Below are 24232 nucleotides of genomic sequence, written 5' to 3' on the forward strand. Positions count from 1 at the left end.
GCGGTGTGGCGGGTTGGATGCATCGTCATTCGAGCGCCCACTGCGCGAGCGTGCCGACCAGCTCGTTCATGAGCACGTTGTCGATTTCGCGCGCGCCGCCCGCAGCGCGGCAGCGCGCGAGCACGGCGTCGATGATCCGGCTGTCGAAGGCGAACTGCTTGCCCGTGGCGTCGCGGTAACGCATGCGCAGCTGCTCGAGCTTCTTTTCGATGATGGCGCGCAGCACGGTGTCGTCGAGCGCGGCATACGGCACGGCAGTCATGCGCGCGAGGAACGCGGGGCGAAACGCGTGCAGCAATTCTTCGTGCAGCCGCCGCGCAAAGGCGTCGGTGGCGAGTGTCGCGGCTGGCGTATTGAGCAGCAGTTCCGCGCCCACGTTGCTGGTCGCGAGAATCACAGTGTTGCGAAAATCCACCACGAGCCCGGTCCCGTCTTCCATCACGCCCTTGTCGAACACGTTGTAGAAGGCCTCGAGCACATCGACGTGCGCTTTCTCGATCTCGTCGAGCAGCACGACACTATAAGGACGCCTACGCACGGCCTCGGTGAGCTGCCCGCCGCTCGCGTAACCCACATAGCCCGGCGGCGCGCCGCGCAGCTGCGAGACGGCATGCGCTTCCTGATACGCGGCGAGATCGATCACGATGAGATTGCGCTCGCCGCCATAGAGCGCGTCGGCGAGGGCGTAGGCCGTCTCGGTCTTGCCGACTCCCGTTGGCCCGACCAGCAGGAACACGCCGACCGGGCGCAACGGGTCGGCGAGCCCCGCGCGCCAGGCCTGAATGCGCATCGCGATACGGTCGAGCGCCGCGTCTTGACCGACGATGCGCTGCGCGAGACGGCCCTTGAGCGTGCGCACGGCGTGGGCCTCGTCGGCGAGCATCTTGCCGACCGGAATTCCGGTCCAGCTCGCGATCACGGCAGCGATGGTTTTCGAATCCACGCACACCGGGACCATGGGGTCGTCGTCGCGAATCGCTTCGAGGCCGCTTTCAAGGCGCGCCAGTTCGGCGGCGAGGTCTTCGCGCGGATCGGCGGCCTCGTTGCTTTCGTTCGCATCCTCGCTGTCTGGCGGTTCCTGCGCGCCGGCGCTGGAAGTCTCGCGCGGGTCGGCTTCGAGGGCGGCAAGGCGCGCGCGTACCGCGAGAATCTCGCGCACGGTCGCCGCCTCATCGTGCCAGCGCGCTTCCAGCGTTTCGACGAGCGCGGCGTTGTGCGCATGTTCGGTTTCGAGCACGGCGAGGCGCTGCGAGTGGTTCGCGCCCAGCACCGTTTCCGTGCGCAGGCGCAGCAGTTCGTCGTCGAGCGCGCGCTGCCGGTGCCGGGCCGCTTCGAGCTGCGGCGGCGTGTCGTGCTGCGCGAGCGCCACGCGCGCGCAGGCGGTGTCGAGCACGGCGATCGCCTTGTCGGGCAGCTGGCGCGCCGAGATGTACCGGTGCGAGAGCTTCACGGCATCGACGATGGCGGCGTCGAGAATCGTCACGCTGTGGTGCGCCTCGAACTTTTGCGCCAGCGCGCGCAGCATGGCGATGGCCGTGGGCTCGTCGGGTGCTTCGATCTGCACGAGCTGGAAGCGGCGCGCGAGCGCCGGGTCGCGCTCGAAGTACTTCTTGTATTCGAGCCATGTCGTGGCCGCGATCGTGCGCAGCTCGCCGCGCGCAAGGGCGGGCTTGAGCAGGTTCGCGGCGTCGCTGCCGCCTTCCGCGCCGCCCGCGCCGATCATCGTGTGGGCCTCGTCGATGAAGAGCACAACGGGGCGCGGGGAGTGCCGCGCCTCGTCGATCACCGCGCGCAGGCGCCGCTCGAATTCGCCTTTCAGGCCCGCGCCCGCCTGCAGCAGCGCGAGGTCGAGCATGCGCAGCGAGACCTCGGCAAGCGGCGGCGGCACGTCGCCCGCCGCAATGCGCAGCGCGAGGCCTTCGACCACGGCGGTCTTGCCCACGCCGGGCGCGCCCACGAGCAAGGGGTTGTTCTGACGCCGCCGCAACAGGATGTCGAGCGTCTGGCGGATCTCCGCATTGCGCCCGATGATCGGGTCGATGCGTCCCGCCCGCGCTTCGGCGGTCAGGTCGAGCGTGTACTGATCGAGCAGGGCGCGGGCGGGCGTGGCAGGCTCCAGCGCACCCGCTAGCGCGGGGATGCTCGCGTTGCCGTCCATAGCGGCTTCGAGCGGCGCGTCAGGCGGTGCCGGCACGAAGGGCGCAAGCGGAGCAAGCGGAGCAAGCGGCGCGGCCGCCTCGCTCGGCGCAAGCCACACAGCGAAGTTGGCGCGCAGCGCCGCGCTCGCCACGCGCAGCAGCGTTGGCGCCGCATGCACGGTGCGAGCGCGCAGCGCGTCGTTTTCGAGCAGCGCGATGAGCAGCGTCGCCGCACGCACGCGTGGCTGCTGGAGCACGACGGTGGATTGCACGAGCGCGTCCTGGAGCCACACGAGCAGGTCGGGCGAGAACGACGGCATGCCGGTGTTGCCGCGCTTGAAGCGCGCGATGGCGATGCGGATTTCGGCGGCGAGCGCGGCGCGGTCCACGCCGAAGTGCGGCAGCACGCACGCGAAGTCGCCGCCCTCGGGTTCGGCGAGCGCGAGCAGCCAGTGCTCGATTTCAACCACGAAATGCGTCTCGCGCAGGCATTGTTGCGCGGCGCGTTCGAGTGCTTCGCGCGGCTCGCGCTCGAGGCGCGCAACGAGCGTCTTGAGATCGAGCGTCACGGCGCGGTACGCCCCTGAGTGTCGTCGGGCGCAAGGCACGTGAGACGCGCGGGCGCCGATTCCGCCGCGCCGGCCCAGGCGGTCCAGCCTAGCCGCATAGGCGCGTGCCGTGCGAGGCGTGCGCGCGGCAATTCGCCTGCGCCGAGCTGCAGTTCGAGATGCACCTTGAGTTCGGCGCCGAACCACTCGGCGGCCAGCGAGTGCAGCGCTTCGTGGGCCGGCGCGCCCGGCAGGAATGCTTCGTACTGCTCACGCCTGAGCGGACCGAGGCGCACGCGGATGCCCTGGTGTTCGTCCCAGATCCTCGTGCCCGCAACGGCGTCCTGGCCGAGCCGCCGGTTGCGGCCGCCGGAGCCGATGGCCGTGCGGCTCGCGCTCGGCAGCGTGCGCCAGCCACCCGCGAACGGCGTGGAGCGCACGTGCACGCGGAAGTGATGGAGCACCATCACATCAAAACCCGCGAGCGAACGCCGGCGGTTCGCAAAGAGGCCCGCGCGCGCCAGTACGGCGCGCATGTCGAGCGGCTCGGGTGGCGGCGGCGCTGCTTGCGCCTCTTGCACTGGATGGTTGCCGTACGGGAGCAAACTCAGCGAGGCGTTGCCCGTGAGCGCGCGCAGCACGACGTCAGCCGAACGCTGTGCCGTGGCCGGCAGCGGTTCGGCGCTGCGGTACTTGCGCTGCGCGCGATAGAGCAGCGCCAGCAGCCGGTGCTGGAAGATGTCGAGAAACGCCGCCGCCGAGCGGTCTTTGCGGCGCAGCCGGTCCTGCAGCCATTCCTGCCACGCGCCGGGCAGAGGGCCGTTCGGGCCGCCCAGCGCGAACGCATTGACCTGGAGCTGAGGCGGCCCGGCATGTTCGGATTGCGCGACGGGTTCTTCGCCCGCGTGCGGCTCAAAAGCGAGCGACCGCGGCAGGCCGCGCCGCAATGGCCCGAGCGCGCTCGCGGGAAACGCGGGAGAGAGATTGCCGCTCAGCGCGAGCGCTTCCTGGCCGGGGTCGAGGCCGGTGCCGAGCGGCTGGGCATGCGGCTGCAGCAATTCGAGCAGGCGCACGGCCTGCGTGAATTCGAACGCATGCGGCTCGTCGAACAGCCGCTGTGTCAGAGAACGAGCGGGCTGCCCATCGTCGGCCGCCATGTGCGGATCTCCCGACCGTCGCGTACGAGCGAGGTCTGTACGAAACGGTTGACGCTCGCATAGAGCGAGAAGAATTGCGCGAGCACGCCAGAAAAGAGCACGGTGCTCGCGCCCACGAAGCTCGCGTCGTCGAGTTCGATACGCACGCCAAGGCCATTGCGCCAGCCGCGCCAGCGGTCCGAGCCGACATGCGCGACGATGGGTTCGCTCGACACCGCCACGAGCCCCGCGATCTGGCGCTGTGAGGGGGCATGTGCACCGAGATTGTGGAGCATGAGCATTTCGCGCAGTGACTGCAGCGCCTGCGGGCCTTCCACGATCGACGCGTGGTTCAGCACGAGTTGCGACACGAGACGCCAGCGCGACGTGCCGTCGAGCGCGGCCACGATCTGCGGCGTGGGCCGATGCGCAATGCGCACCTTCGCCACGGGGCCGGGCACTTCGAACGACAGCGCGGCGCCCGGCGCGAGCCGATGCGCCAGATGACGATTGGTGCACAACAGGTCCGCGGTGAGCGTGCGCGCCGCAGGGGCGGCGGGATTGAAGCGCGTGTCGACGAAAGTGAGCATGACATCGCTGCCGGGGCGCGACGCATGCAGGCCGCTCACGCGCCGCGCGTACCAGTAGACAGCAGAATCCGCACCGTGCATCGAGCCGTACCAGGGCGGCACGTCGGTGACCGTGCGGCCGGCCACGGCGCGCACATTGCGTATGGCGTAGATCTCGGTGCTCGATTCACGGTGCGCGTCGGGACTCACGCGCATTTCGCGCGCGGTGCCGTCGGGCCGCAACGGTTCGGAGGTGCGCCCGAACAAATTGAGCGCGGGAGCGCAGCCGAGCTGGATATCGTCGGTGTGCAACGTAAAGCGTCCGCGCGGGGCCGCCGTGAAGCCGATCACGAGGTCGAGGCTTTCACCGGCATCGGCAGGCGGCTTGAACGGCAGGTCGAAAAACGCGAACTTCTCGGGAAACGCGAAGTACTCGACCAGCAGACGGCAGGCCGGATGCGCGCCGTCTTCGAGCGGCAGGAGCGCGTCGTTCTCGTCGAAGCCAACCGGGCTCGGCAGACCTCGTTGCGCGCGCAACGTTGCGTCGGGTGCTTGCAGCCAGGTAGCGGCGCTGTGCGCGCCGAGCAGATCGTAGAGTGCAGCGGACGTAACGGGCGAGCCCGTGAGGCGCACCCGCAGTCGCTCGATCGGCAGCGTGCCCAGCTTGTGCGGCCCGGTGCTGCGCAGCGTGAGACGCAGCGCCGATTGCAGCGACGCATTGCTCGTGAGCGCCTGCGCTTCCTCGGCGTCGAGCAACTGGGCCGCGGCGAGGGTAAGCGGCCAGAGCATGACGTCGCTGCTCGTGCGCCAGTGGATCGACGTGCCGCTCGCGTCCACGTGCATGAGGGGCGTGTCGCGCGGCACGCGAAACCCCGCGGCGATGCTGCCTTGCGTGGGGTCGGGCTCGAACTGCACGATCGTCATGGAAGGCACGGGCCGCGACGCGTACGGATAAAACTGTTCGAGCAGGCCATCCGTGAGCGTGGTGTATTCGTCGTCGAGCGTGCGCTGGATGCGCGCGGTGAGGACCGCGAAGCTTTCGATCAGGCGTTCGACGTTCGGATCGGCGCTTTCGCCGGGGCCGAGTTCGAGCCGTCGGGCGATCTTCGGATAGCGCTGCGCAAAGCCTTCGCTCGCGCGGCGCAGATAGGTCAGTTCGCGCTGGTAGTAATCGAGCAGTTGCGCATCAAGCGAGTCGTTCATCGACGATCCCGATGGACTGCGTGTCGCCATGCTGCCCGGCGACGTAGGTGACCACGTGCTCCACGCCGTCGCTGCCGCGCAGCGTTCCGCGAATGCGCAGGCACAGGCGCCACGGCGCGGCGGCATCCGCTTCGATTTTCACGCGCGGGCCGTGCAGGCGCGGCTCGAACGCGCGGATGGCCTCGGCCACTTCGCGCTCGATCACGGCCCGGTCTTCCGCGCGCGCCGCGCTTTGTCCGCTCCAGTCGGGCAGGCCATACAGCAGCACGTCCGGCGCGCGTGGCACGCGTGGCGTGCCGCGGCGCGTATTGAGCAGGCGCAGCAACTCTGCGCGGACCGACGCACGCAAACCCGCCGCATCGAGCGTGCGCGCGGCGAGTTCGTCGACGGACTCGTGCGCGTCGAAAGGCGCATCGTCGGCCAGCCGCTCGAAGAGCGGCATGGGCGCGACGGCGATGAAGGGGCGGACGTTCGCCACAGGCGCGCGCTAGCCCGCCGCCTTCACGACCTTGTTCGCGGCCAGGTCCCACGTGGAAGCCGCGGTGCCTTCCTTGGTGGCGTCGTCTTTCTGCGCGGTGAACTCCCACTTGATCTTCGTGAAGTTCAGCGAGAGCGTTTCCACGGGCTTGCCGCCCGCGCCGCCTGAGACGCTCACGTTGCTCAGCACGACATTGTTCAGCGTATAGGTGATGAACGGCATGACCTTGCCGTCGCTTTCGGCGGCGTTGCGGCCCACTACGACGGACGCGCTGGCAATGGGTTTGCCCGAGCAGCAATATTCGTTGAGCGTGGGCGTGGCGACGTCAACGAACTTCGTCACGGTGAATTCGCCGATATGGGGCTTGCCCGACGTGCGCTCCGAATTGCTGACGTCGTTCGTCACCTGCATCGCCACATTGTGGCTGTACGACATCAGCTCGATCTTGTCGGCATAGCCTTCCAGCGTGCACTCGCCTTTGATATCGGCGCCCAGGTCGAGAATGATCGAATCCATGGTTTGCTGCTCCCGAAGCAGTAAAGGAACACACGGGCCGCGTGCGCGGCGCCAGGCGCGTTCAGGGACCAGGGGCGCTCATGCGCCGCCTGGCCGTCGTGTCTTCATCGAATCGTTTGTCGTCGCTGCTGGATCAGGCGGCAGCCGGCGGCGGCAACGTCGCCACGAGCCGGATCGACGCGGTGAGTTCCTCGAGCTGGAAATGCGGCCGCAGGAACACCGTCGCGCGGTAAGCACCAGGCTTGCCGGGCACCTCGGTCACGTCCACACGCGCCTCGCGCAGCGGATACTGCGCCTTGATTTCCTGCGGCGCGTTGTCGTTCACGAGCACGTAGTCGGCAATCCACGTGTTGAGGTAGCTGCGCACGTTATCGCGCGTCATGAAGCTGCCGACCTTGTCGCGCATGATCGCCTTGATGTAGTGCGCAAAGCGCGAAGCCGCGAGGATATACGGCAGCATGGCCGAAATGCGCGCGTTCGCCGTGGCCTCGGGCGTGTTGTAGAGCGCCGGCTTGCAGGCGGTCTGGCCGCCGAAGAACACGGCCATGCCCTCGTTCTTCTTGTGCACGAGCGCGATGAAGCCGAGCGAGTCGAGCTCCTTTTCGCGGCGGTCGGTGATCGCCACTTCCGTGGGGCACTTCATGGCTTTGTCGCCCGAGGCCGTCTGGAAGATATGGTCCGGCAAGCGCTCGACGGCGCCGCCGCCTTCCACGCCGCGAATCGCCGCGCACCAGCTGTATTGGGCGAATGCGTTGGTAATGCGCTGCGCAAGCGCGTACGCGGAGTTGCCCCATAGATACTTCGAGTGGTCCGTGCCGTCGACGTCCTCGAAGAAGTTCATGCCCTCAACCGGGTTGCTGTCCGGATGATAAGGACGCCGCATCAAGATGTGCGGGAGCGTGAGCGCGACATAACGCGAGTCTTCGCTCTTGCGGAATTCGCGCCAGCGGGCCATGTCGATCGTCTCGAAGACCTTGGAGAGATCGCGCGGCACGCCCAGCTCCGTAAAGCTCGACATGTCGAAGAGTTGCGGGTGCGCCGCCGAAATGAACGGCGCATGCGCGGCGGCGGCCACGGAGGCGAGTTTTTCGAGCAGGCTCACGTCGGGCGTCTGGCGCGTGAAGTAGTAGTCGCCCACGAGCACGCTGAACGGAAAGCCGCCGAAGGTGCCGTATTCCTCTTCGTAGATTTTCTTGAATAGCGCACTGGTGTCGACGTCGATGGCCTTCTCGAGATCGTTCTGCAGATCTTTCTTCGAAGCGTTCAGGAGGCGCAGCTTCAGGCGCGTGCCCGTTTCCGAGCCTTTCACGAGAAAGTGCAGGCCGCGCCACGACGACTCCAGCGCCTGCATGTCGGGGTGGTGCAGCACTTCATTGAGCTGCTCGCTGATCAGTTCGTCGATCTTGCGGATGTGGTCGTTGATCATCGCCACGGTGTCGCGGCTGATGGTCATGTTCTTGTCGAGCACCTGCAGCGCGAACTCGGCGAGCAGCTCGCGCGCGTGCTGCTGCTGTTCCTCATATTGCGCCATGCGCCCTTCGTGCACGATGCGGTCGAGCAGCGTGACCGTACCCGCCTGCGCGGTCGCGGCGGCCTGAATGTCGGACATGATCGTCTCCTCGTGTTGGGCTTAGCTCGCCGGCGTGTCGCTGGCAGGGGCAGGGGCGTCGCCTGGCTCCGGCGGCGGCAACTGCGCAGTGGGCGTGTCCTGCGGGTGCGCCGAGCGGATTTCGCTCAACCCCTTCGGGTCGTGCACCACTTCCTGGAGGAGCTTGTCCAGTTCGTCGTTGCCGTCGAGCTTGGTGAGGAGGTCGCGCAGGCGCAGCCGCGCGTCGTAAAGCTGTTTGAGCGGGCCGATCTGCTGAACGATGCTCACGGGATCGAAGTCGTCGATATGCTCGAACTTCAGCTCGACGTTGATCTTGCTGCCGTCGGCGGCGAGCGTGTTGTCGACCTGCAGCGTCACGCGCGGCCCGATCGACTTCATCACGTCGTTGAAGTTGTCGCGGTCGATGTCGACGAAGCGGCGCTCCGTCATTTTCGGCAACGGCTCGACGGGCTTGCCGGACAGGTCGGCAAGAATGCCCACGACGAGCGGCAGCTCGCGCTTTTCGATGGCGTTGCCCGTTTCGACGTCGTACGTGATCTGGACACGCGGCGGTCGGTTCCGTTCGAACCAGTGCTGGGTACTGTCGGCCATGGTCACCTCGGTGGCGGTCGTTCTTCTAATGCGTTGTGCAACGGGAGGAGATGCGCGTTTGTCGTCAATCTGCCTTTTTCATGATGCATTTTCTTTAAGACGACAATGGGCCGCAAAACGTAATTAAACGATTGCGCGATCCACTCCCGGCCCTTCAGAAAAAAGCACAGCTAAAGCATGCCCCCGGATTCGTCAGACGAGAGCATTCACGGCATTAAGCGTCGCGCTGCCTGGTTCTCAGCTTGTCCTTCGTCGCGCGAGACGTGAAGATAGACGGTCAGGACTTTAGAACAGTAAACGGGGAAATTCAAAGTATATTTACGGCGCATATACAGGATTCCTTTCAAGTTTATTTACTTATTCTTTTTGAATTGGTCGATTAGAAAATCGTTATTGCAATGACAAGTGGGGCGCTTGTAGACTACGCGCAAAACACCTTGCGCAGCAGAACATGCGTCTTGATTAGAAATACGAACTAGCATGAATTCTCCTGCGCGCGGGCAGGAGGCATCGCAGACAAGAGGCGACGCAAACAATGGGGATTGCGCAGTGATCACCACGTTATTCGCGGGCGCGTCGCGCGCCGCGCAGCCGCACGGCTGGCGCGCCGCCACGCTCGTGCTGCTTGCGCTCGCGCAGTGGCTCGCGGCGTGCTCGTCGCTGCCCAAGGTACAGGTGGATACCCTGGCCATTGCCGTTTCCATTCAAGCGAATCAGGACACGCCCATTGCCGTGGACGCCGTGCTCGTGCGCAATCCCCAGTTGCTCGACGCGTTGCTCGGTCTGCCTTCGGCGAAGTGGTTCGCGCAGCGCGATCAATGGCGCCGCGATCACCCCGAGGACATTACGGTCGTGTCGTTCGAAGTGGTGCCGGGTCAGCAGATCGCGGCGGCGCCGTTTCCGTTTGGCGGCAAGCGTGGCGCTGGCGTCGTGGTGTTCGCGGACTACCAGACACCGGGCGCGCACCGCGTGAGGCTCGACACGGGGCCCGCTCACGCGCTGCTGCTGCTCGGCGACCAGGATCTGAGCGTGCAGGCCTCGCATTGATGTGACGCCAATGTGTCATGTGAAGGTGTCGCGCAATGGTGCGGCAACACTGAACGACGGAACGTTTAGCAATAGAAAGCAAACACATCATGCGAACTTCGTTTCCCGATCCGGTCTGCTGGTTCGACGGCATGCCCTTGCTGCCGCAGCATTTCCAGACTCAGGCGCTGCACGCGGCGGGGCACGCCGCGCTGCTGGCCAGCGCCGCGCGCGCGCATTACTGGGGCGTGCTTTCACTCGAGCACGACGCCGCGGGGCTTGCCCAGGGGCTCGTGCGCATCAGTGCGCTGGAGGCGATCATGGCCGACGGTCTCGCCATTCGCCACACGCCGCACGACCCGGTGCTGGAGATCGACGTGAGCCACGCGTTCAGCGCGCCGGATGAAGCGGTCACGATCTATCTCGCGGTGCCGCCGCTATACCGCGGCGGGCAGCTCGATCCGCAGACCGGGCGCTACACCCAGCGCGAGAGTCCGGATGTTCCCGATCTTGTCTCGGGCGGCGAGCCCGCTTCGATCACGACATGGTCGCCGCGCCTGCACCTCATGACCGATCTCGGCCGTCACGAATTCGACCGCTTGCCGCTCATGTGTGTGAGGCAGCAGGGCGGCGGCGTGGCGATTGCGGACTACGCGCCGCCGTGTCCGTTCGTGCGCGCCGACTCGGTGCTCGGTCAGCGCGTGATGCGGCTGCTGCTGCGCGTGCGCGAGAAATGCGTGTTCCTGGCCGGGCGGCTGCAGGCGGCGCAGCGTGCGGAGGAGCGCGACGACACCGCGCAGATCGAGCGCCAGCTCTGCGCACTCTGGAGCCGCCTGCCCGAAGTGGAGGCGACGCTCGTCACCGGCATTGCGCACCCGGCCGAGCTGTATCGCGCCGTTGCCGGCATGACGGGCGCGCTCGCGGCGTTGCGCCCGGAGCGCGGGGTGCCCGCCTTCGCGACGTTCGATTACATGGCGCTGCTCGCGTCGTTCGATCCGCTGCTCGAATGGGCGGATGAAGCGCTCGCAACGATCCGCCAGGGTTATCGCGTACGCGCGTTCACCGAGGAAGGCGGCAGCTTCTGGATCGCGCCGCCATTCGAAAGCGGCGGCAACGTTGCGCGCGAACTCGTGATCGGTTTGCGCATGCCGCCCGACGCCGGCGAGCACGACGCGAGCGTGTGGCTCGATCATGCCGTTGTCGCGTCGCGGCCCTATGTGCCCACGCTCGCGCGGCAGCGCATGCGGGGCCTCGCGCGCCGCCGCCTCGCGCGTGAGGAGCGCGCCGCCTACGCGACCGGAGACGACACCACGCTCTTCGCGGTGGGCGTGGAGGACGCGTGGTTCGACCGCGCGCAGCCGCTGTGCATCGAGGTCCGCACGAGCGTGCCAGGCCGCGCGCCCTGGGCCGTGCAGCTTTTCACGCCCACGGGCGACGCCGACGACGACGCGCGCCCCACGGGAGCCGACAATGCTTGACACCGGCGACCCGAACGACGAGCGCCTGCCGCTCATGCGCGCATTCGTCGTGGCGTTCGCTTTTGCGGAGAACGCGCGCCTGCGCGCCGTGGCCCAGGCCGCGAGCACGGCGAATGCAGCAAACGCCGCCAACGCCGAACCACCGGCCGATCCCCAGCGCGAGGCCGACACGCTTGCCACGCAGTTGCAGTCCGCCACGCGCAAGCTCGCGCGCGACGCCATGGCGTGGACCGGCGCGGCCGGCGAAGCGGACATTGCCGCCGCGCAATACGCCTATGTCGCGCTGCTCGACGAATTGCTGCTGTTTTCCGCGTGGAACGGCGCGAGCGCATGGGAGGCATGGCCGCTCGAAGCGCGCATTTTCGGCACGCGCGCGGCAGGCGAGCGCATTCCGGCCGCCATTGAAACGCTGCTCGCGCAACGCGATCCGGCGCAGCGCGATCTTGCCAATGTCTATCTCGCCTGCCTCACGTTAGGCTTTCGAGGCCGCCTGCGCGGCGAAGCGGGCGCGTTGCGCCACGACCAGTTGCGCCATGCGCTGTTCGCCTTCGCCATGCAGCGCGACCCGGAGCCCAACCGGCTTGGCGCGCCGCTCGAACGCGCCGCGCTGGCGCCGCGCGAAACCCGGCCGCTCTCGCAGATGTTTCCAGACCGCGCACGCCTCGCGCTGTTCGTGGGCGGCGGATTCGCGGTGCTGCTCGGCGTGTCGCAACTGCTGTGGCTCTACGCGACAGCGCCTGTGCGTCCATCGCTCGAACAGTTCGAAACCGTGTCGATGATGCAAGGGCGTCCGTCGCAGATCAACCATACGAGCACCACCGGCATGGTGCTGCCGCGCGCGAGGACGATCCGCAGACTGCGGCCGCCGGCTCCGCCCGCCAACCAGCAACTCGCGCCGCAAACGCAGGACACCCCCGCGGCGCAGACGGTTTCCACTTCGCCGCTCTCGACGCCCTCGACGCTCGCGCTCGCGGCGCGCCGCATCGTCCCGGTGAGCGTGCAAAGCGCCGACGAAGCCAGTGAAGAAAGCACGGACGGCGCGCCACGGGGAGCCCGTCCATGACGAGCACACTCATCGTTATCCTGATCGTCCTGATCGCACTGTTGATCGTGGGGCTCGTGGCTGCGCTCGTCGTGCGCTGGGTGCGCGCGCGCGACGAACGCAGGCCGCTGCGCAATTTCACCGCCATGATGCGCGCGGCGCACAACGCGATGGGCGTGCGCGACCCGTACTCGGTGCCGCGCGTGCTGGCCACGGGCACACCGGCGGCGCTCGACGCGCTGGCACGCGGCTGGCGCCTTGCGAGCGTGGGCGAGCCGGCCTGGTTCGGCAGGCTCTGGCACGACGCAGAAGGCATTCTGATTGCCGAGCCGGGCGACTCGCTCGGCGCGCGCGCGGCCGCCGAGCGCCGGCGCGGCGCGACCGGCGGGCGTTTGCTGCGCGGCTTGTTGCGCAACCGGCCGGGGCGGCCGCTCGACGCGCTCGTGTGGGTGATCGCGCTCGATACGCTCATCGACGAAAACGGCACGGCGCGTGCGGATACCGATGCCGCGCTCGAAGCGTCGCGCACGGTGCTCGCGCTGCAACGCCAGCTCGGGCAGATGCTGCCGCTCTACGTGGTGGTCACGGGCTGCGACGCGCTATCGGGCTTCGACGCGCTCGCGGCACGCCTGCGTCGCGAGCGCATCGAAACGCCGCTGGGCTGGGCTTCGCCCTATGCGCCGCGGCGCGCCTTCGAGCCCGCCTGGGTAGACGAAGCGTTCGCGGACATGAGCCGCGCGCTCGCGGCGACGGTCACCGAAATGGGTACGCTCGACGGCGCGCTGGACGGCGACGTGTTCCTGCTGCCGCAGCGCATCGACACGCTGCGCGAGCCATTGCGCGAGCACATCGAACCGACCTTGCGCGGCGCCGCCGACGGCACCGCGCCGCTCCTGCGCGGCATCTGGTGCGTGGGCGCGATGCCGCAGGCGCAGGAGCGCGAAGAGCCCGCCATCACGAATGCGGCGCGCAAGGATGCACCGGCCTTCGCGTCGCGCCTGTGGCACGACGTGCTGATGCCGGGGCAGGGACTCGCGCTCGCCATCCCGCGCGTGCTCGCGCTGCGCATGCGCCGCTACCGCATCGCCACGTTCGCCGCGATTGCGCTGGGCGTGTGCTGGTGCGTGGGGCTTGGCGTGACCACGTGGCACGTGCGCAGCGACGCGCGTGCGCTCGCCAGCAGCTACGACGCGCTGGCGCTCGCGAGCGCCGCCTGGCACGAAACGGGCGCGAGCGGTGGCGAAGCGGCGGCGGCAGGCGCACTGGGCAGCGCCGCGAACGCCTTCGTCAAGGTGCCGCGCTGGCAACTCGCCACGCCGTTCATGCCGCTGTCGTATTTCGGCCTGCGGCGGCGGCTCGACGAAGCGCAATACCACGTGCTGAGCGGGCTCGTATTTACACCGCTGCGCACGCGGCTCATCAGCCGTCTCGCCGATCTGAACTGCGCCGGCGCCCCCGTTGGGTCGGACGTCAACGCGAGCCTCGCGGCCGCCGCGCGGCGTCCCCAGGACCTGCCCGAATATACGCAGGGCACGCGGCTCGTCACGAACGCGGCGCAGACCGAGCGGCTCATCACAAACTACAACGAGCTGGTGGAGCGCGACTCGGGCAACACCGTCATGCTCGCGCAGCTCATGCGCGGGGCGGTAGGCGTGAGCTTTTCGCCCGATCATGTGGCCGACCGCGCTGGGCTCGACGACGCGGTGCGCGCGAGCGCCGTGGAAGGCGGCCAACTGCCGTTCGACGGCACCGAGGCGCGCGCCGCGCAAGCGCGGGCGAGCGTGTGCTTCGAGGAGACCTTCGACCGCTGGTTCGACGACATTTATCAGGACTCCTCGCTCACGACGAACGCTGCGCAAATCCAGACCATGCTCGCCGATCTCAAGGCGCCCGGCGCAGTTCCCACCACCGCTTCGCTCTCCGAACTGGCCACGCGCATCGACACGCTCGCCACCCAGGTCGATACCGCCGACCACGGCTGGGCGGGCACCCACGGCCAGGAACTCGTGCCGGGACTCACGGCGACCTTCGACACGGCAAAAGGCCTGCGCCTGATCGGCGCGACACCGGTGGCGAGCGTGCTGGAGCACGAGCAAAGCGAACAAAGCGCATTCGCGGCACGCTGGCTCGCAAGCGGCAACCTGCCCGGCGTGCTGGTCTCCAATCCCGCCACGGGGCTGCAACTGGCGGCGGACCTGCTGCCGCTGCGCGATGCGCTGCGCACGTTGCTCGGCCAGTCGTTCGTTGCGGGCGCGGGCAGTGCAATGGCCGAAATTCGCGGCGTGGATGCGGACTCGGCGCAGCGCGCGCTGGCAGTCCTGCCGGCCTACAAGCAATATTCAGCGGGACTTCTGGCGCAGGCACCCGAAGCGTGGCGCGGGCCGCTCCTCGCTGCGGCAGGCAACGCGACCGTGCACAGCATGGTCGCCGCGCTGTCGGCGCCCGCGGCGCCGAATGGGGCGCGCAACGTCGCGTATGCGCCGCAAACGCAAGGTGCACCGTTCGACACGCTGCGCAAGAACGCGACCGATCTCGTGGAAGCGTTCGACTCGCTCGGCCGCCCCGATCTCGCACAGGCGGTCGCCCTGCGCGTGAGCGACGCCGCGCTGGACGTGCTGCGCGCGACCGATGCGCAGTTGCAATCGCTCGAACCGTTCCGGCCCGTGCGCGGCGACTTCTCGGCCTGGAACGGCAACGCGGGCGGGTCGATGCGCGCGTTTGGGGCCGCGACGCCCGAAGCGCTGCAAACCTATCTCGCCGCCCAGGCGGGCGCGGTGGCCGACACGGCCACGCTCGCGTCGAGCGCGCTCGACTGGCTCACGGCGCAGAACCCGCCGCTCTCCACGGCGGATGCGCGGCTCGTTGCGCGCTGGAAGGCGCTCTTCGCGGACCTCGCGCAATACCGCGCGCGCAGCCCGGCCAGCGCGCTGGTGGCGGTGCCGTCGATCATCTCGAACCAGCTCGACAAGATGGACCTCGACACGTGCAGCGCCTCGCTAGCGCAGGTCGATGTGCCGGGCGCGGGCGACATCGTCTCGAGCGCGGGCATGCGGCTCGTCTCATCCGCGCGCGAGCGCTGCTACCGGCTGCAGATCGGCACCGGCGGCGAGGCCTATGAACAGTTGCGCGGCTATTTCGCGCGGTATCTGGCCGGGCGCTTCCCGTTCTCGGCGGACGCGAACGCGCAGGCCGCCGACCTGCGCCAGACGGCGGCGTTCGTGGCGCTGCTCGACGCGAAACTCGCGGACGCGCAACGCGGCATGAGCGCCGCGGCGGCGAGCGGCGGCCAGCAAGCGGGCGCGCAGCAGTTTCTCGCGAAGCTCGCGCGCGCGAAGCCCTGGCTCGACGCGCTGGTGGCGCGCGGCGCGGACGGCGCGCTCGTGGGCGTGGACGTGGCGGTGGACTGGCGCATCGACCGCGCGGACGAAGCCGGCGCGGACCAGGTGATCCAGTGGTCGCTCGCAAGCGGCAGCCAGACGCTCGCCTGGCCCGCTGTAGCCGGCTCGCCGCTGCGCTGGGCGCCGGGCCAGCCCGCCGCGCTGAGCCTGCGCTGGGCGAAGGACGGCCCGTGGCGGCCGATGCAGGACGCTTCGCAGCCGACGCTTTCCGTCGATGGCGAAGCCGCCACCTGGGCGGCAAACGACACATGGGCGCTGTTGCGCCTCGTGCGCCTGCACGTGGTGCCGGACGATGGCCCGGATGGCGGCACGGGAGCCGGAGCGGGAAGCGCGCGCATGGTGCTGAGCGTGCCGGTGCGCGACCGCAACGGCGGCACGCAAACCGCGCGCATGTTCATGCGCGTGGGCATGACGGGCGCAGCGAAAACGGCGCTCACGTGGCCCGACCTGCCATACGCGGCGCCGGGCTACAGCGTGTACGGCACGCCTGCGGTCACTTATGGACCGTATCCGTCGAGCAACTCGACCACCCAGGCGGGGCACGGATGAACCCGGCATTCGACATCGAAGCACTCGTTCAACCCATACCGGGCGATGCGCCCGCCGGCGTCTCGCTGCTGCACGATGCCGCGTTCGACGCGATCAAGGCGGCGCGCCGCGAGGACGATCCGGCACTGCCCGCGGGTATCTGGCAAACCACGCTCAAGGTCGCGGACTGGGCTGCGGTCGAAGCGGGCTGCGAGGACCTCCTGGCACGGCGGAGCAAGGATCTGACGCTTGCCGCATGGCTCGGCGAAAGCTGGCTGCAACGCTATGGCAGTGTTGCGTTGCCGGCTTGCTTCGCATTGCTGAGCGAATTGTGTGCGCGCTATTCGGACGACATCCATCCGCTGCCGCGCGACGGCGACATGGGTTTTCGTGCCGCGCCGCTCGCATGGGTTGCCCAGCAGTTCCCGACCTTGCTCGCCGGGCGTATTGCGCTGTGCGCGGGGCCCGATGGCACGGCACTGACGCTTGCGCGCTGGCAGGGCGCGCAGCGCGAGGCCGTTGCGGTGAAAGACCGCAAGGACGTGCCTGCGGCGAAGCGCGAGGAAGCCGCGCGGTTGGCGCAGGCGCTGGCGCAGGCCGCGCACGAAGCGGCGCCCGCCGCGCTGCGCGACCAGTTGCAGGCGCTGCGCTCGGCCCGCGCGCCGATTGCGAAGCTGGACGCGTGGTGCACGCAGCGGCTCGGCGCGGAAGCGCCGTCGTTCGGGGCGGTGGTGGACACGCTGGAGCGCATGGAGGGCGTGTTGCGCGACTGGCTCACGAAGCATCCCGCATGGGAGGACGTACCGATGGTTGAGGCCGCATCGATTCAGGAACCGGCGGCGCTCGAGCCCGCAGCGGTTCAGGTTGCTTCGGCTGGCGCGGCGCAGGAGCCGACGGGGCCAAAAAGGCTCGATGGGCCTCAGTCGCGCGACGAGGCGTACAGGCTGCTGGCCATTGTTGCGGACTACCTCATGCGCTACGAGCCGCACAGCCCGGTGCCCTATATGCTCAAGCGGGCGCTCGATTGGGGCGGCAAGCCGCTGCCGGAGCTTCTGGCCGAGTTGATGGCAGGTGAGCGGGGCAGAGCGCTGGGGGCGGCGCTTGGGTTGCTGCCAGAGAGCGAGTAAAGGTCTTTAAGGCCGCCACCCCTCACCATCGGGGAACGTATATTTCTCGAGCGACTCCGGCTTCATTTCGATGCTGTAGCCAGGCCGCTGCGGCGGCATATACCGCCCATTGCGGATCACGACCGGATCGACAAAATGCTCATGCAAATGATCGACATACTCGAGCACCCGGTTCTCCAGCGAAGCCGAAACGCACAGATAGTCGAACAGCGAAATATGCTGCACGTACTCGCACAATCCCACTCCGCCCGCATGCGGGCACACTGGAATGCCGAACTTCGCCGCCATCAAAAGCACGACGATCACTTCGTTCAGTCCACCTAAGCGGCAGGCATCGACCTGGCAAAAATCGATCGCCTGCGCCTGCAGCAGTTGCTTGAACATCACGCGATTGTGACAATGCTCGCCCGTCGCGACCCCAATCGATCCCAAACGCCGGCGAATCTCCGCGTGGCCGAGAATATCGTCGGGGCTCGTCGGCTCCTCGATCCACCACGGGTCGAATTCCGCGAGACGCCGCATGTTCGCCACGGCTTCGTCCACGTCCCACACCTGGTTGGCGTCCATCATCAGCTTCAGGTTCTCGCCGATTTCCTCGCGCAGGATGCGTGCGCGCCGGACGTCTTCGTCGAGATTGCCGCCCACTTTCTGCTTGAAATGCGTCCAGCCCAGCGCGACGCCTTCGCGCGCGAGGCGGCGAATCTTGTCGTCGTCGTAGCCTAGCCAGCCCGCCGAGGTGGTATAGGCAGGGTAGCCCTGTGCGAGCATTTCCGCTTCGCGCGCGCCCTTCGTCTTCGCGTGACGGTGCAAAATGGCTAACGCTTCGTAAGGCGTGATCGCATCGGTCACATAGCGAAAATCGAGGCACCGCACGAGTTCCTCGGGGCTCATGTCGGCGAGCAGTTTCCAGACGGGCTTGCCAACCGATTTGGCCCACAGATCCCATACCGCATTGACGACCGCCGCCGTAGCGAGATGGATCGCGCCCTTGTCCGGGCCGATCCAGCGTAATTGGCTATCCGAAGTAAATGCGCGCCAGAATGCGCCCATATTCGCGGTGATGTCTTCGAGCCGCTTGCCGACGATCAGAGGCGCGAGCGCGTTCACGGCTGTCACGCAAATTTCATTGCCGCGGCCGATGGTGAACGTGAGGCCGTGCCCGGTGAATTTGTCAGGAGAATCGGTTTCGAGCGTGACGTAGGTGGCGGAGTAGTCCGGCGCGGCGTTCATGGCGTCGGAACCGTCGAGCGAGCGCGAAGTGGGAAAGCGGATGTCGCGAACGGAAAGCTTGCTGATCGTGGTCATTCGAACTCCCTATGGAAGGGACGGCTTTCGGGTAGGGGAAAACCAGGCGTTTGCACGCGTTGACAACGCTGAATCTGCTACCTAGCATGCTAGCATGTCTTCTCAAAATCAAGCGCGCCGTGAACTCTTCATCCGAAGTGGCGAGTGTCGCCGGCAATCCTTATGTCGCACTGCAAAAGATCAGGGGCGGCGAGCGCGGCAGTCTGACTGACGCGGTCGAGCAGGCGCTCAGAGAAGCGATTGTGACGCTCGCGCTGGAACCCGGAATGATGATCGACAAGATGGCGGTCTGCGAACGCATGGGCGTGTCGCGCTTTCCGGTTTCCGCCGCGCTGGCGAAGCTCGCGCACGCGGGGCTCGTCGAAGTTTTGCCGCAGCGCGGCACGCGCGTGAAGCCGATCGCGCTCGACGATATTCGCCAGCATCTGTTCATTCGCAGCGCGCTCGAAGTCGAAACGGTGCGCGGCGTCGCGCGCATGAAGAATAGCGCCACGATCGACGCACTGGCCGCCAATCTCGACGAGCAGCGCAAGGTCGCGGGAAACGGTCAGCGACTCGTGTTTCATGAGCTCGATCTCGCGTTTCATGAAATCCTGCTCGACGCGGTGAACCTGCCGCGCGTGAAGGAGATCGTCGCGGTGTCGCGCAACGCGCTCGATCGCGCAAGGCAATTGTTGGCGAGCCCGGAGCGTCTCGCTCATACGCTCGACGAACACGAACGGATTTTCGAGGCCATTCGCGCCGGCCGTGCCGACGCGGCGGCGAAAGCCATGCACGACCATCTCGATCAGGTGATCGAGGAGTTGCGCCGGTCGGCGAAAGCACGGCCGGATCTCTTTGCGCCATAAGCACCTTAAGTACCTGCGTACCCTAAGCAGCCTGGCCTTACGTCAAGCAACGACCGTACTTCAACCACCTTCGTGCAGCGCCGGAAGCTTCGCCGCGCACGGAATCAAGGGGCCCCGGTAATGTGTCTGGCTTTTCTTTGCGGATTTGCGCCATGACGCCGCTCATTTCCGTTAGCAAGCTGAGCAAGAGCTTTCCTGGCGTGAGAGCGCTGCACGAAGTGCAATTCGAGCTCATGGCGGGCGAAGTGCACGCGTTGATGGGCGAGAACGGCGCGGGCAAGTCGACCTTGATGAAGATTCTCGCGGGCGTTTATACGCGCGACTCGGGCGACATTCTCTACGATGGCCAGCATGTCGCGTTTGCAAGCCCGCGCGAGGCGCAGGCTGTGGGCGTCGGCATCATTCATCAGGAACTCCAGCTGATGAATCATTTGACCGTCGCGCAGAACATGTTCATTGGCCGCGAGCCGCGCGGCCGTCTTGGGCTCTTTCTCGACGAAGACAAACTCAATGCGCAGGCGCATGCGATTCTCGCGCGCATGCACGTGCAGCTCGACCCGCGCACCGTGGTCGGCTCGCTCACCGTCGCGAGCCAGCAGATGGTCGAGATCGCCAAGGCGCTGTCGTACGATTCGCGCGTGCTCATCATGGACGAGCCGACTTCCGCGCTCAACGACGCGGAAATCGCCGAGCTTTTCCGCATCATTCGCCAGTTGAAAGAGCGGGGCGTGGGAGTCGTCTACATCTCGCACAAGATGGATGAGCTCAAGCAGATTGCCGATCGCGTCACCGTGCTGCGCGACGGCGAATACGTGGCCACTGTCGGCGCCGCCGATACGAGCGTGCAGGCCATCATCGGCATGATGGTCGGCAGAACGCTCGCCGACGTCGCGCCGTATCAGGGGCCGGCGCAGCAGGGCGAAGTCGCGCTCGAAGTGAAGCATTTGAACGCGGGCCCGCTCGTGAAGGACGTGAGTTTCACGTTGCGCAAAGGCGAAATACTCGGGTTTGCGGGACTCATGGGCGCGGGCCGAACCGAAGTCGCGCGGGCGGTGTTCGGTGCGGACCCAGTCGAATCCGGCGAGATCTTCGTGAAAGGCGCAAAGGCGTCGATCAAAACGCCGAGCGACGCGGTCGCGCACAGCATCGGGTATCTCTCCGAGGACCGCAAGCGCTTTGGCCTTGCGACCGGCATGGACGTCGAATCGAACATCGTGATGTCCAATCTCGGCAAATTTCTCTCGCTGAATCTGTTTTTACGCCGCATGCAGATACGCAAGACGGCGGCGCATTTCATCAGCCTCCTCGCCATTCGCACGCCTTCCCCCACGCAGCCGGTGCGCCTGCTCTCGGGCGGCAACCAGCAGAAGATCGTCATTGCGAAGTGGCTGGAGCGCAACTGCGATGTGCTGTTCTTCGACGAGCCCACGCGCGGCATCGACGTTGGCGCGAAAAGCGAGATCTACAAACTGTTGCGCGCGCTCGCGGAACAAGGCAAGGCGATTGTGATGATCTCGTCGGAACTCCCGGAAATCCTGCGCATGAGCGACCGGATCGTAGTGATGTGCGAAGGCCGTATCACTGGCGAACTCTCCGCCAGCGAGGCGAGCCAGGAGCGCATCATGCATCTCGCGACCCAGCGCGAAACCTTGCAAGCGGCATGAGCCTCAAGAGGTCGAATCCATGACTATGCAATCGGATACTGCAGCACTGGCGGATCAGAAACGGTCGGCCGGTTTAAAGGCGCGCATTTTCTCGCCTACCGCGCTGCAGAAAATGCTCGCGTTCGCCAGCTTGATCCTGCTGCTGATCTTTTTCAGCTTCGCTTCGCCTGCATTCATGCAGATGGACAATATCCTCGGCATTCTGCAGGCAACGGCTGTGAACGGCGTGCTCGCCATTGCCAGCACGTTCGTCATCATCACGGGCGGCATCGATTTGTCCGTTGGCACGTTGATGACGTTTACGGCCGTGATTTGCGGCGTATTCCTGACCTATTGGCATTTGCCGATGTGGATCGGCGTGCTCGCCGCAATCGTAACGGGCGCGCTGTGCGGAACCATTTCGGGCACGCTCACGGCGAAGATGAAAATCCCGCCGTTCATCGCCACGCTGGGCATGATGCTGCTGCTCAAGGGGCTCTCGCTCGTGGTCTCGTCGGACAAGCCCATCTATTTCACCGACACCGAAAACTTCTACATGATTTCGCAGGACTCGCTGATCGGCTATTTCCTGCCCAGCGTGCCCGTGCCGAACGCGGTGCTGATTCTGTTCGTGCTCGCGATTGCGAGTTCGATCACGCTGAACCGCACGGCGCTTGGCCGCTATACGTTCGCGCTCGGCAGCAATGAAGAGGCCGTGCGACTTTCGGGCGTGAATGTCGATCGCTGGAAGATCGCGATCTATGGTCTTGGCGGCGCGATTTGCGGCATTGCAGGACTGTTGATCGCCTCGCGTCTGAATTCTGCACAGCCGGCGCTCGGCCAGGGTTACGAGCTGGAGGCTATCGCGGCGGTCGTGATCGGCGGTACGTCGCTGAGCGGCGGGTCGGGCACGATACTCGGCACCATCATCGGCGCGTTCATCATGAGCGTGCTGACGAACGGCCTGCGCATCATGTCGGTCGCGCAGGAATGGCAGATCGTGGTAACGGGGCTCATCATCATTCTCGCGGTGTATGCGGATATCTTGCGGCGCAAGAAGCGTTGAAAGAGGAGACGGAAGAAGCACGGAAAGAACGGGGAGTAAAACAAGACTCCCTCAACGGCTGGAGGTCTATGGCCCACCTTAGGAGGAGAAACGTCATGTTGAAAAGAAAACTCATCAGTGCCGTAATCGGAGTGGGCGCGCTCGTGGGCGCGTCGAGCCTGACCTATGCTGAGGAACCCTACATTCCGATTATTTCGAAAGGCTTCCAGCATCAGTTCTGGCAAGCCGTGAAGTCCGGCGCGGAACAGTCGGCGAAGGCGAACAACGTCCGGATCACGTTCGAAGGCCCTGAAACCGAGGCCATGGTCGACAAGCAGATCGACATGCTCTCTGCCGCGCTCGCCAAGAAACCGCAGGCGCTCGGCATTGCCGCGCTCGACAGCAAGGCCGCCGTTCCGCTGCTCAAACGCGCGCAGTCCAGCAAGATCCCCGTGATCGCGTTCGACTCCGGCGTCGACAGCGATATTCCGCTCACGACCTGCGCCACGGATAACCTCGCCGCCGCCGCGCTCGCCGCCGACAAAATGGCGGAGATGATCGGCAACGCAGGCGAAGTCGGCGTGATCGTGCATGACCAGACGAGCCGCACGGGTATCGACCGGCGCGACGGCTTCCTCAACGAGATGAAGACGAAGCACCCGGGCATCAAGATCGTTTCCGTGCAGTACGGCGCGGGGGACCACCTGAAGTCGGCGGAAATCGCCAAGGCCATGATTCAGGCGAACCCGAACCTCAAGGGCATTTTCGGCGCCAATGAGGGCTCGGCGGAAGGCGCGGCGATTGGCGTGAAGGAGTCGGGCAAGAAACTGGTGCTGATCGGCTTCGACTCGGGCAAGGAGCAAAAGGAAGCGATCATGTCCGGCCTGATGGCGGGCGCGATCACGCAGAACCCGGTCGGTATCGGCAAGTGTGTGGTCGATTCTGCGGCGAAGGCGTTGAAGGGCGAAACGCTGCCGAAGAAAATCGACACGGGCTTTTACTGGTACGACAAAACCAATATGAGCGACCCGAAGATCGCTGCAGTGCTTTACGACTGATTGGTTTGGGTCGAGCGCAATACGAGAGGAAGAGCTGCGGCTCTTCCTCTTTGTTTTGGGAGTCTGCGGCGCACGTCAGACCCACTGCCGTCGTTCGATCATCCGCTGCCGCGATGACCCCTCTCGAAGGTACAGCGGCCATTGCCTTATCGCCGTGGTCGGTGGACCGTCCGGGCTGACCTTCAGCCCCTACTTACCGTCACTCCCCAGTGATTCGCTTGCATGTGGGGACTTTACCCAGGCCGTTTGGAGTGCATGCCGACTCCCTTTCCTATCCGTCCAGGCAAAGAATGACATGGCAGTCGCCGAGCGAGAGTGCCGGGAGGTGCCATGCCCGCCACGGGTTCGCGGCAGGACCGGGTGCCCATCGTCGAGCGACTTTCCTCTAGATTTTCAGCTTCGTCGTCAGTTCGCTGAGGGATCACATCATGAACAAGCTCACTGCCACCATTCTTGCCAGTTGCGTGTCGTTCGCCGCTGCGGGCGCCTTCGCTGCTGATAGTGCGTCAACCGACGCGAATTCCGAAGACGCGACGAGTCAGGAGACCACCGCAAAGAGTGTAACGGAATCAGACGCGATGAGTGTCGACAGCATGGCCAAAGACGGGATGAAAGAAGATGCGATAGACCATGGCGGCATGGCCGAAGATGGAACCAAGAATCCCGAGGTGAAGTGAACTCCTTCCAGGCGTTCGCTCCTGGCCGACTACTGGCCTACGCGAACGCCCGAAGCCGACCCGTTTCGGCCATTGCGCATTCGCAGCAGCAACGCCTGCTTTCAGGACTACAGCGTCCGATCCAGGTATCGCTCGTGTTGAACGAAGTCGGTACAGATTTGCCTCGACAAGGCCGCGAATAAATTGGCCGATAAAATCCTTGCGCATCGCGGATCAAGTGAGAATTGACGACCGCCTCATCTTGTCCCGGTTTTCACCGACGGCGCGTT

The 24232-nt window shown here is 66.2% G+C and carries 18 protein-coding genes; 10 read left to right on the forward strand and 8 right to left on the reverse strand.

The annotated features are described in order from the left end of the window. Positions 1-25 precede the first annotated feature (25 nt). The 7 genes from tssH to tssB all read right to left on the reverse strand — a co-directional run bounded on the left by tssH (position 26) and on the right by tssB (position 8788). Positions 26-2707 (reverse strand): type VI secretion system ATPase TssH, encoded by a 2682-nt coding sequence (gene tssH, locus U5A57_RS32365; protein WP_321915757.1) that lies wholly within the window; start codon positions 2705-2707, stop codon positions 26-28. After that, a complete protein-coding gene (gene tssG, locus U5A57_RS32370; RefSeq protein ID WP_321915758.1) occupies positions 2704-3843 on the reverse strand; it encodes a type VI secretion system baseplate subunit TssG in 1140 nt (379 codons plus the stop codon). The genes tssH and tssG overlap by 4 nt, the downstream gene beginning before the upstream one ends. Further along, the gene (gene tssF, locus U5A57_RS32375; protein ID WP_321915759.1) at positions 3807-5594 is read right to left on the reverse strand and encodes a type VI secretion system baseplate subunit TssF; all 1788 of its coding nucleotides are present in this window, start codon (positions 5592-5594) and stop codon (positions 3807-3809) included. The genes tssG and tssF overlap by 37 nt, the downstream gene beginning before the upstream one ends. Next, positions 5578-6072, reverse strand: a complete 495-nt coding sequence (gene tssE / locus U5A57_RS32380; protein WP_321915760.1) for a type VI secretion system baseplate subunit TssE — start codon at positions 6070-6072, stop codon at positions 5578-5580. Before tssE ends, tssF begins: the two co-directional genes overlap by 17 nt. Before the next feature lie 9 nt (positions 6073-6081). Then, positions 6082-6588: an Hcp family type VI secretion system effector gene (locus U5A57_RS32385; protein WP_321915761.1), complete on the reverse strand. Its 507-nt coding sequence runs from the start codon at positions 6586-6588 to the stop codon at positions 6082-6084. A gap of 133 nt (positions 6589-6721) precedes the next feature. Next, on the reverse strand, positions 6722-8197 hold the full coding sequence (tssC, locus tag U5A57_RS32390) for a type VI secretion system contractile sheath large subunit (RefSeq protein ID WP_321915762.1): 1476 nt from the start codon (positions 8195-8197) through the stop codon (positions 6722-6724). A gap of 21 nt (positions 8198-8218) precedes the next feature. Further along, positions 8219-8788 (reverse strand): type VI secretion system contractile sheath small subunit, encoded by a 570-nt coding sequence (tssB, locus tag U5A57_RS32395; RefSeq protein WP_321915763.1) that lies wholly within the window; start codon positions 8786-8788, stop codon positions 8219-8221. Between the two features lie 549 nt (positions 8789-9337). Between tssB and U5A57_RS32400 the strand changes: the two genes are divergently transcribed. The 5 genes from U5A57_RS32400 to tssA all read left to right on the forward strand — a co-directional run bounded on the left by U5A57_RS32400 (position 9338) and on the right by tssA (position 17387). After that, the gene (locus U5A57_RS32400; protein WP_321915764.1) at positions 9338-9835 is read left to right on the forward strand and encodes a hypothetical protein; all 498 of its coding nucleotides are present in this window, start codon (positions 9338-9340) and stop codon (positions 9833-9835) included. Between the two features lie 89 nt (positions 9836-9924). Next, entirely contained in the window at positions 9925-11292 is a 1368-nt protein-coding gene (gene tssK / locus U5A57_RS32405) for a type VI secretion system baseplate subunit TssK (RefSeq protein WP_321915765.1), read from the forward strand. After that, positions 11285-12355 (forward strand): DotU family type IV/VI secretion system protein, encoded by a 1071-nt coding sequence (locus U5A57_RS32410; RefSeq protein WP_321915766.1) that lies wholly within the window; start codon positions 11285-11287, stop codon positions 12353-12355. Before tssK ends, U5A57_RS32410 begins: the two co-directional genes overlap by 8 nt. After that, a complete protein-coding gene (locus U5A57_RS32415) occupies positions 12352-16281 on the forward strand; it encodes a type VI secretion system protein (protein WP_321915767.1) in 3930 nt (1309 codons plus the stop codon). The genes U5A57_RS32410 and U5A57_RS32415 overlap by 4 nt, the downstream gene beginning before the upstream one ends. Further along, complete coding sequence (gene tssA, locus U5A57_RS32420; RefSeq protein ID WP_321915768.1) at positions 16278-17387, forward strand: type VI secretion system protein TssA; 1110 nt, start codon at positions 16278-16280, stop codon at positions 17385-17387. Before U5A57_RS32415 ends, tssA begins: the two co-directional genes overlap by 4 nt. Before the next feature lie 6 nt (positions 17388-17393). Here the strand turns inward: tssA and U5A57_RS32425 are convergent, their stop codons facing one another. Continuing rightward, positions 17394-18692 carry an L-fuconate dehydratase gene (locus tag U5A57_RS32425; RefSeq protein WP_321915769.1) on the reverse strand — a complete coding sequence of 433 codons (1299 nt, stop codon included), beginning with the start codon at positions 18690-18692 and terminating at the stop codon, positions 17394-17396. An 86-nt stretch (positions 18693-18778) separates the two neighbouring features. Here U5A57_RS32425 and U5A57_RS32430 point away from each other — a divergent pair, with 86 nt between their 5' ends. The 5 genes from U5A57_RS32430 to U5A57_RS32450 all read left to right on the forward strand — a co-directional run bounded on the left by U5A57_RS32430 (position 18779) and on the right by U5A57_RS32450 (position 23963). Next, complete coding sequence (locus tag U5A57_RS32430) at positions 18779-19540, forward strand: GntR family transcriptional regulator (protein ID WP_321915770.1); 762 nt, start codon at positions 18779-18781, stop codon at positions 19538-19540. A gap of 152 nt (positions 19541-19692) precedes the next feature. Then, positions 19693-21204: a sugar ABC transporter ATP-binding protein gene (locus U5A57_RS32435; protein ID WP_321915771.1), complete on the forward strand. Its 1512-nt coding sequence runs from the start codon at positions 19693-19695 to the stop codon at positions 21202-21204. Positions 21205-21223: 19 nt separating this feature from the next. Then, complete coding sequence (locus U5A57_RS32440; RefSeq protein WP_321915772.1) at positions 21224-22249, forward strand: ABC transporter permease; 1026 nt, start codon at positions 21224-21226, stop codon at positions 22247-22249. 95 nt (positions 22250-22344) lie between these two features. Beyond that, a complete protein-coding gene (locus tag U5A57_RS32445; protein ID WP_233885521.1) occupies positions 22345-23286 on the forward strand; it encodes an ABC transporter substrate-binding protein in 942 nt (313 codons plus the stop codon). A gap of 428 nt (positions 23287-23714) precedes the next feature. Next, positions 23715-23963: a pentapeptide MXKDX repeat protein gene (locus tag U5A57_RS32450; protein WP_321915773.1), complete on the forward strand. Its 249-nt coding sequence runs from the start codon at positions 23715-23717 to the stop codon at positions 23961-23963. The last annotated feature ends 269 nt before the right edge of the window (positions 23964-24232 follow it).

It is taken from the genome of Paraburkholderia sp. J11-2, assembly GCF_905220185.1.
In the GTDB taxonomy this organism is placed as follows: Bacteria; Pseudomonadota; Gammaproteobacteria; order Burkholderiales; family Burkholderiaceae; genus Paraburkholderia.

Coding starts and splice junctions, on each gene's coding strand:
- U5A57_RS32445 (WP_233885521.1), top strand. CDS start 22,345: ATGTTGAAAAGAAAACTCATCAGTGCCGTAATCGGAGTGGGCGCGCTC.
- U5A57_RS32435 (WP_321915771.1), top strand. CDS start 19,693: ATGACGCCGCTCATTTCCGTTAGCAAGCTGAGCAAGAGCTTTCCTGGC.
- tssG (WP_321915758.1), bottom strand. CDS start 3,843: ATGGCGGCCGACGATGGGCAGCCCGCTCGTTCTCTGACACAGCGGCTG.
- tssC (WP_321915762.1), bottom strand. CDS start 8,197: ATGTCCGACATTCAGGCCGCCGCGACCGCGCAGGCGGGTACGGTCACG.
- U5A57_RS32425 (WP_321915769.1), bottom strand. CDS start 18,692: ATGACCACGATCAGCAAGCTTTCCGTTCGCGACATCCGCTTTCCCACT.
- tssA (WP_321915768.1), top strand. CDS start 16,278: ATGAACCCGGCATTCGACATCGAAGCACTCGTTCAACCCATACCGGGC.
- U5A57_RS32440 (WP_321915772.1), top strand. CDS start 21,224: ATGACTATGCAATCGGATACTGCAGCACTGGCGGATCAGAAACGGTCG.
- U5A57_RS32430 (WP_321915770.1), top strand. CDS start 18,779: ATGCTAGCATGTCTTCTCAAAATCAAGCGCGCCGTGAACTCTTCATCC.
- tssF (WP_321915759.1), bottom strand. CDS start 5,594: ATGAACGACTCGCTTGATGCGCAACTGCTCGATTACTACCAGCGCGAA.
- tssB (WP_321915763.1), bottom strand. CDS start 8,788: ATGGCCGACAGTACCCAGCACTGGTTCGAACGGAACCGACCGCCGCGT.
- U5A57_RS32385 (WP_321915761.1), bottom strand. CDS start 6,588: ATGGATTCGATCATTCTCGACCTGGGCGCCGATATCAAAGGCGAGTGC.
- U5A57_RS32450 (WP_321915773.1), top strand. CDS start 23,715: ATGAACAAGCTCACTGCCACCATTCTTGCCAGTTGCGTGTCGTTCGCC.
- U5A57_RS32415 (WP_321915767.1), top strand. CDS start 12,352: ATGACGAGCACACTCATCGTTATCCTGATCGTCCTGATCGCACTGTTG.
- tssK (WP_321915765.1), top strand. CDS start 9,925: ATGCGAACTTCGTTTCCCGATCCGGTCTGCTGGTTCGACGGCATGCCC.
- U5A57_RS32410 (WP_321915766.1), top strand. CDS start 11,285: ATGCTTGACACCGGCGACCCGAACGACGAGCGCCTGCCGCTCATGCGC.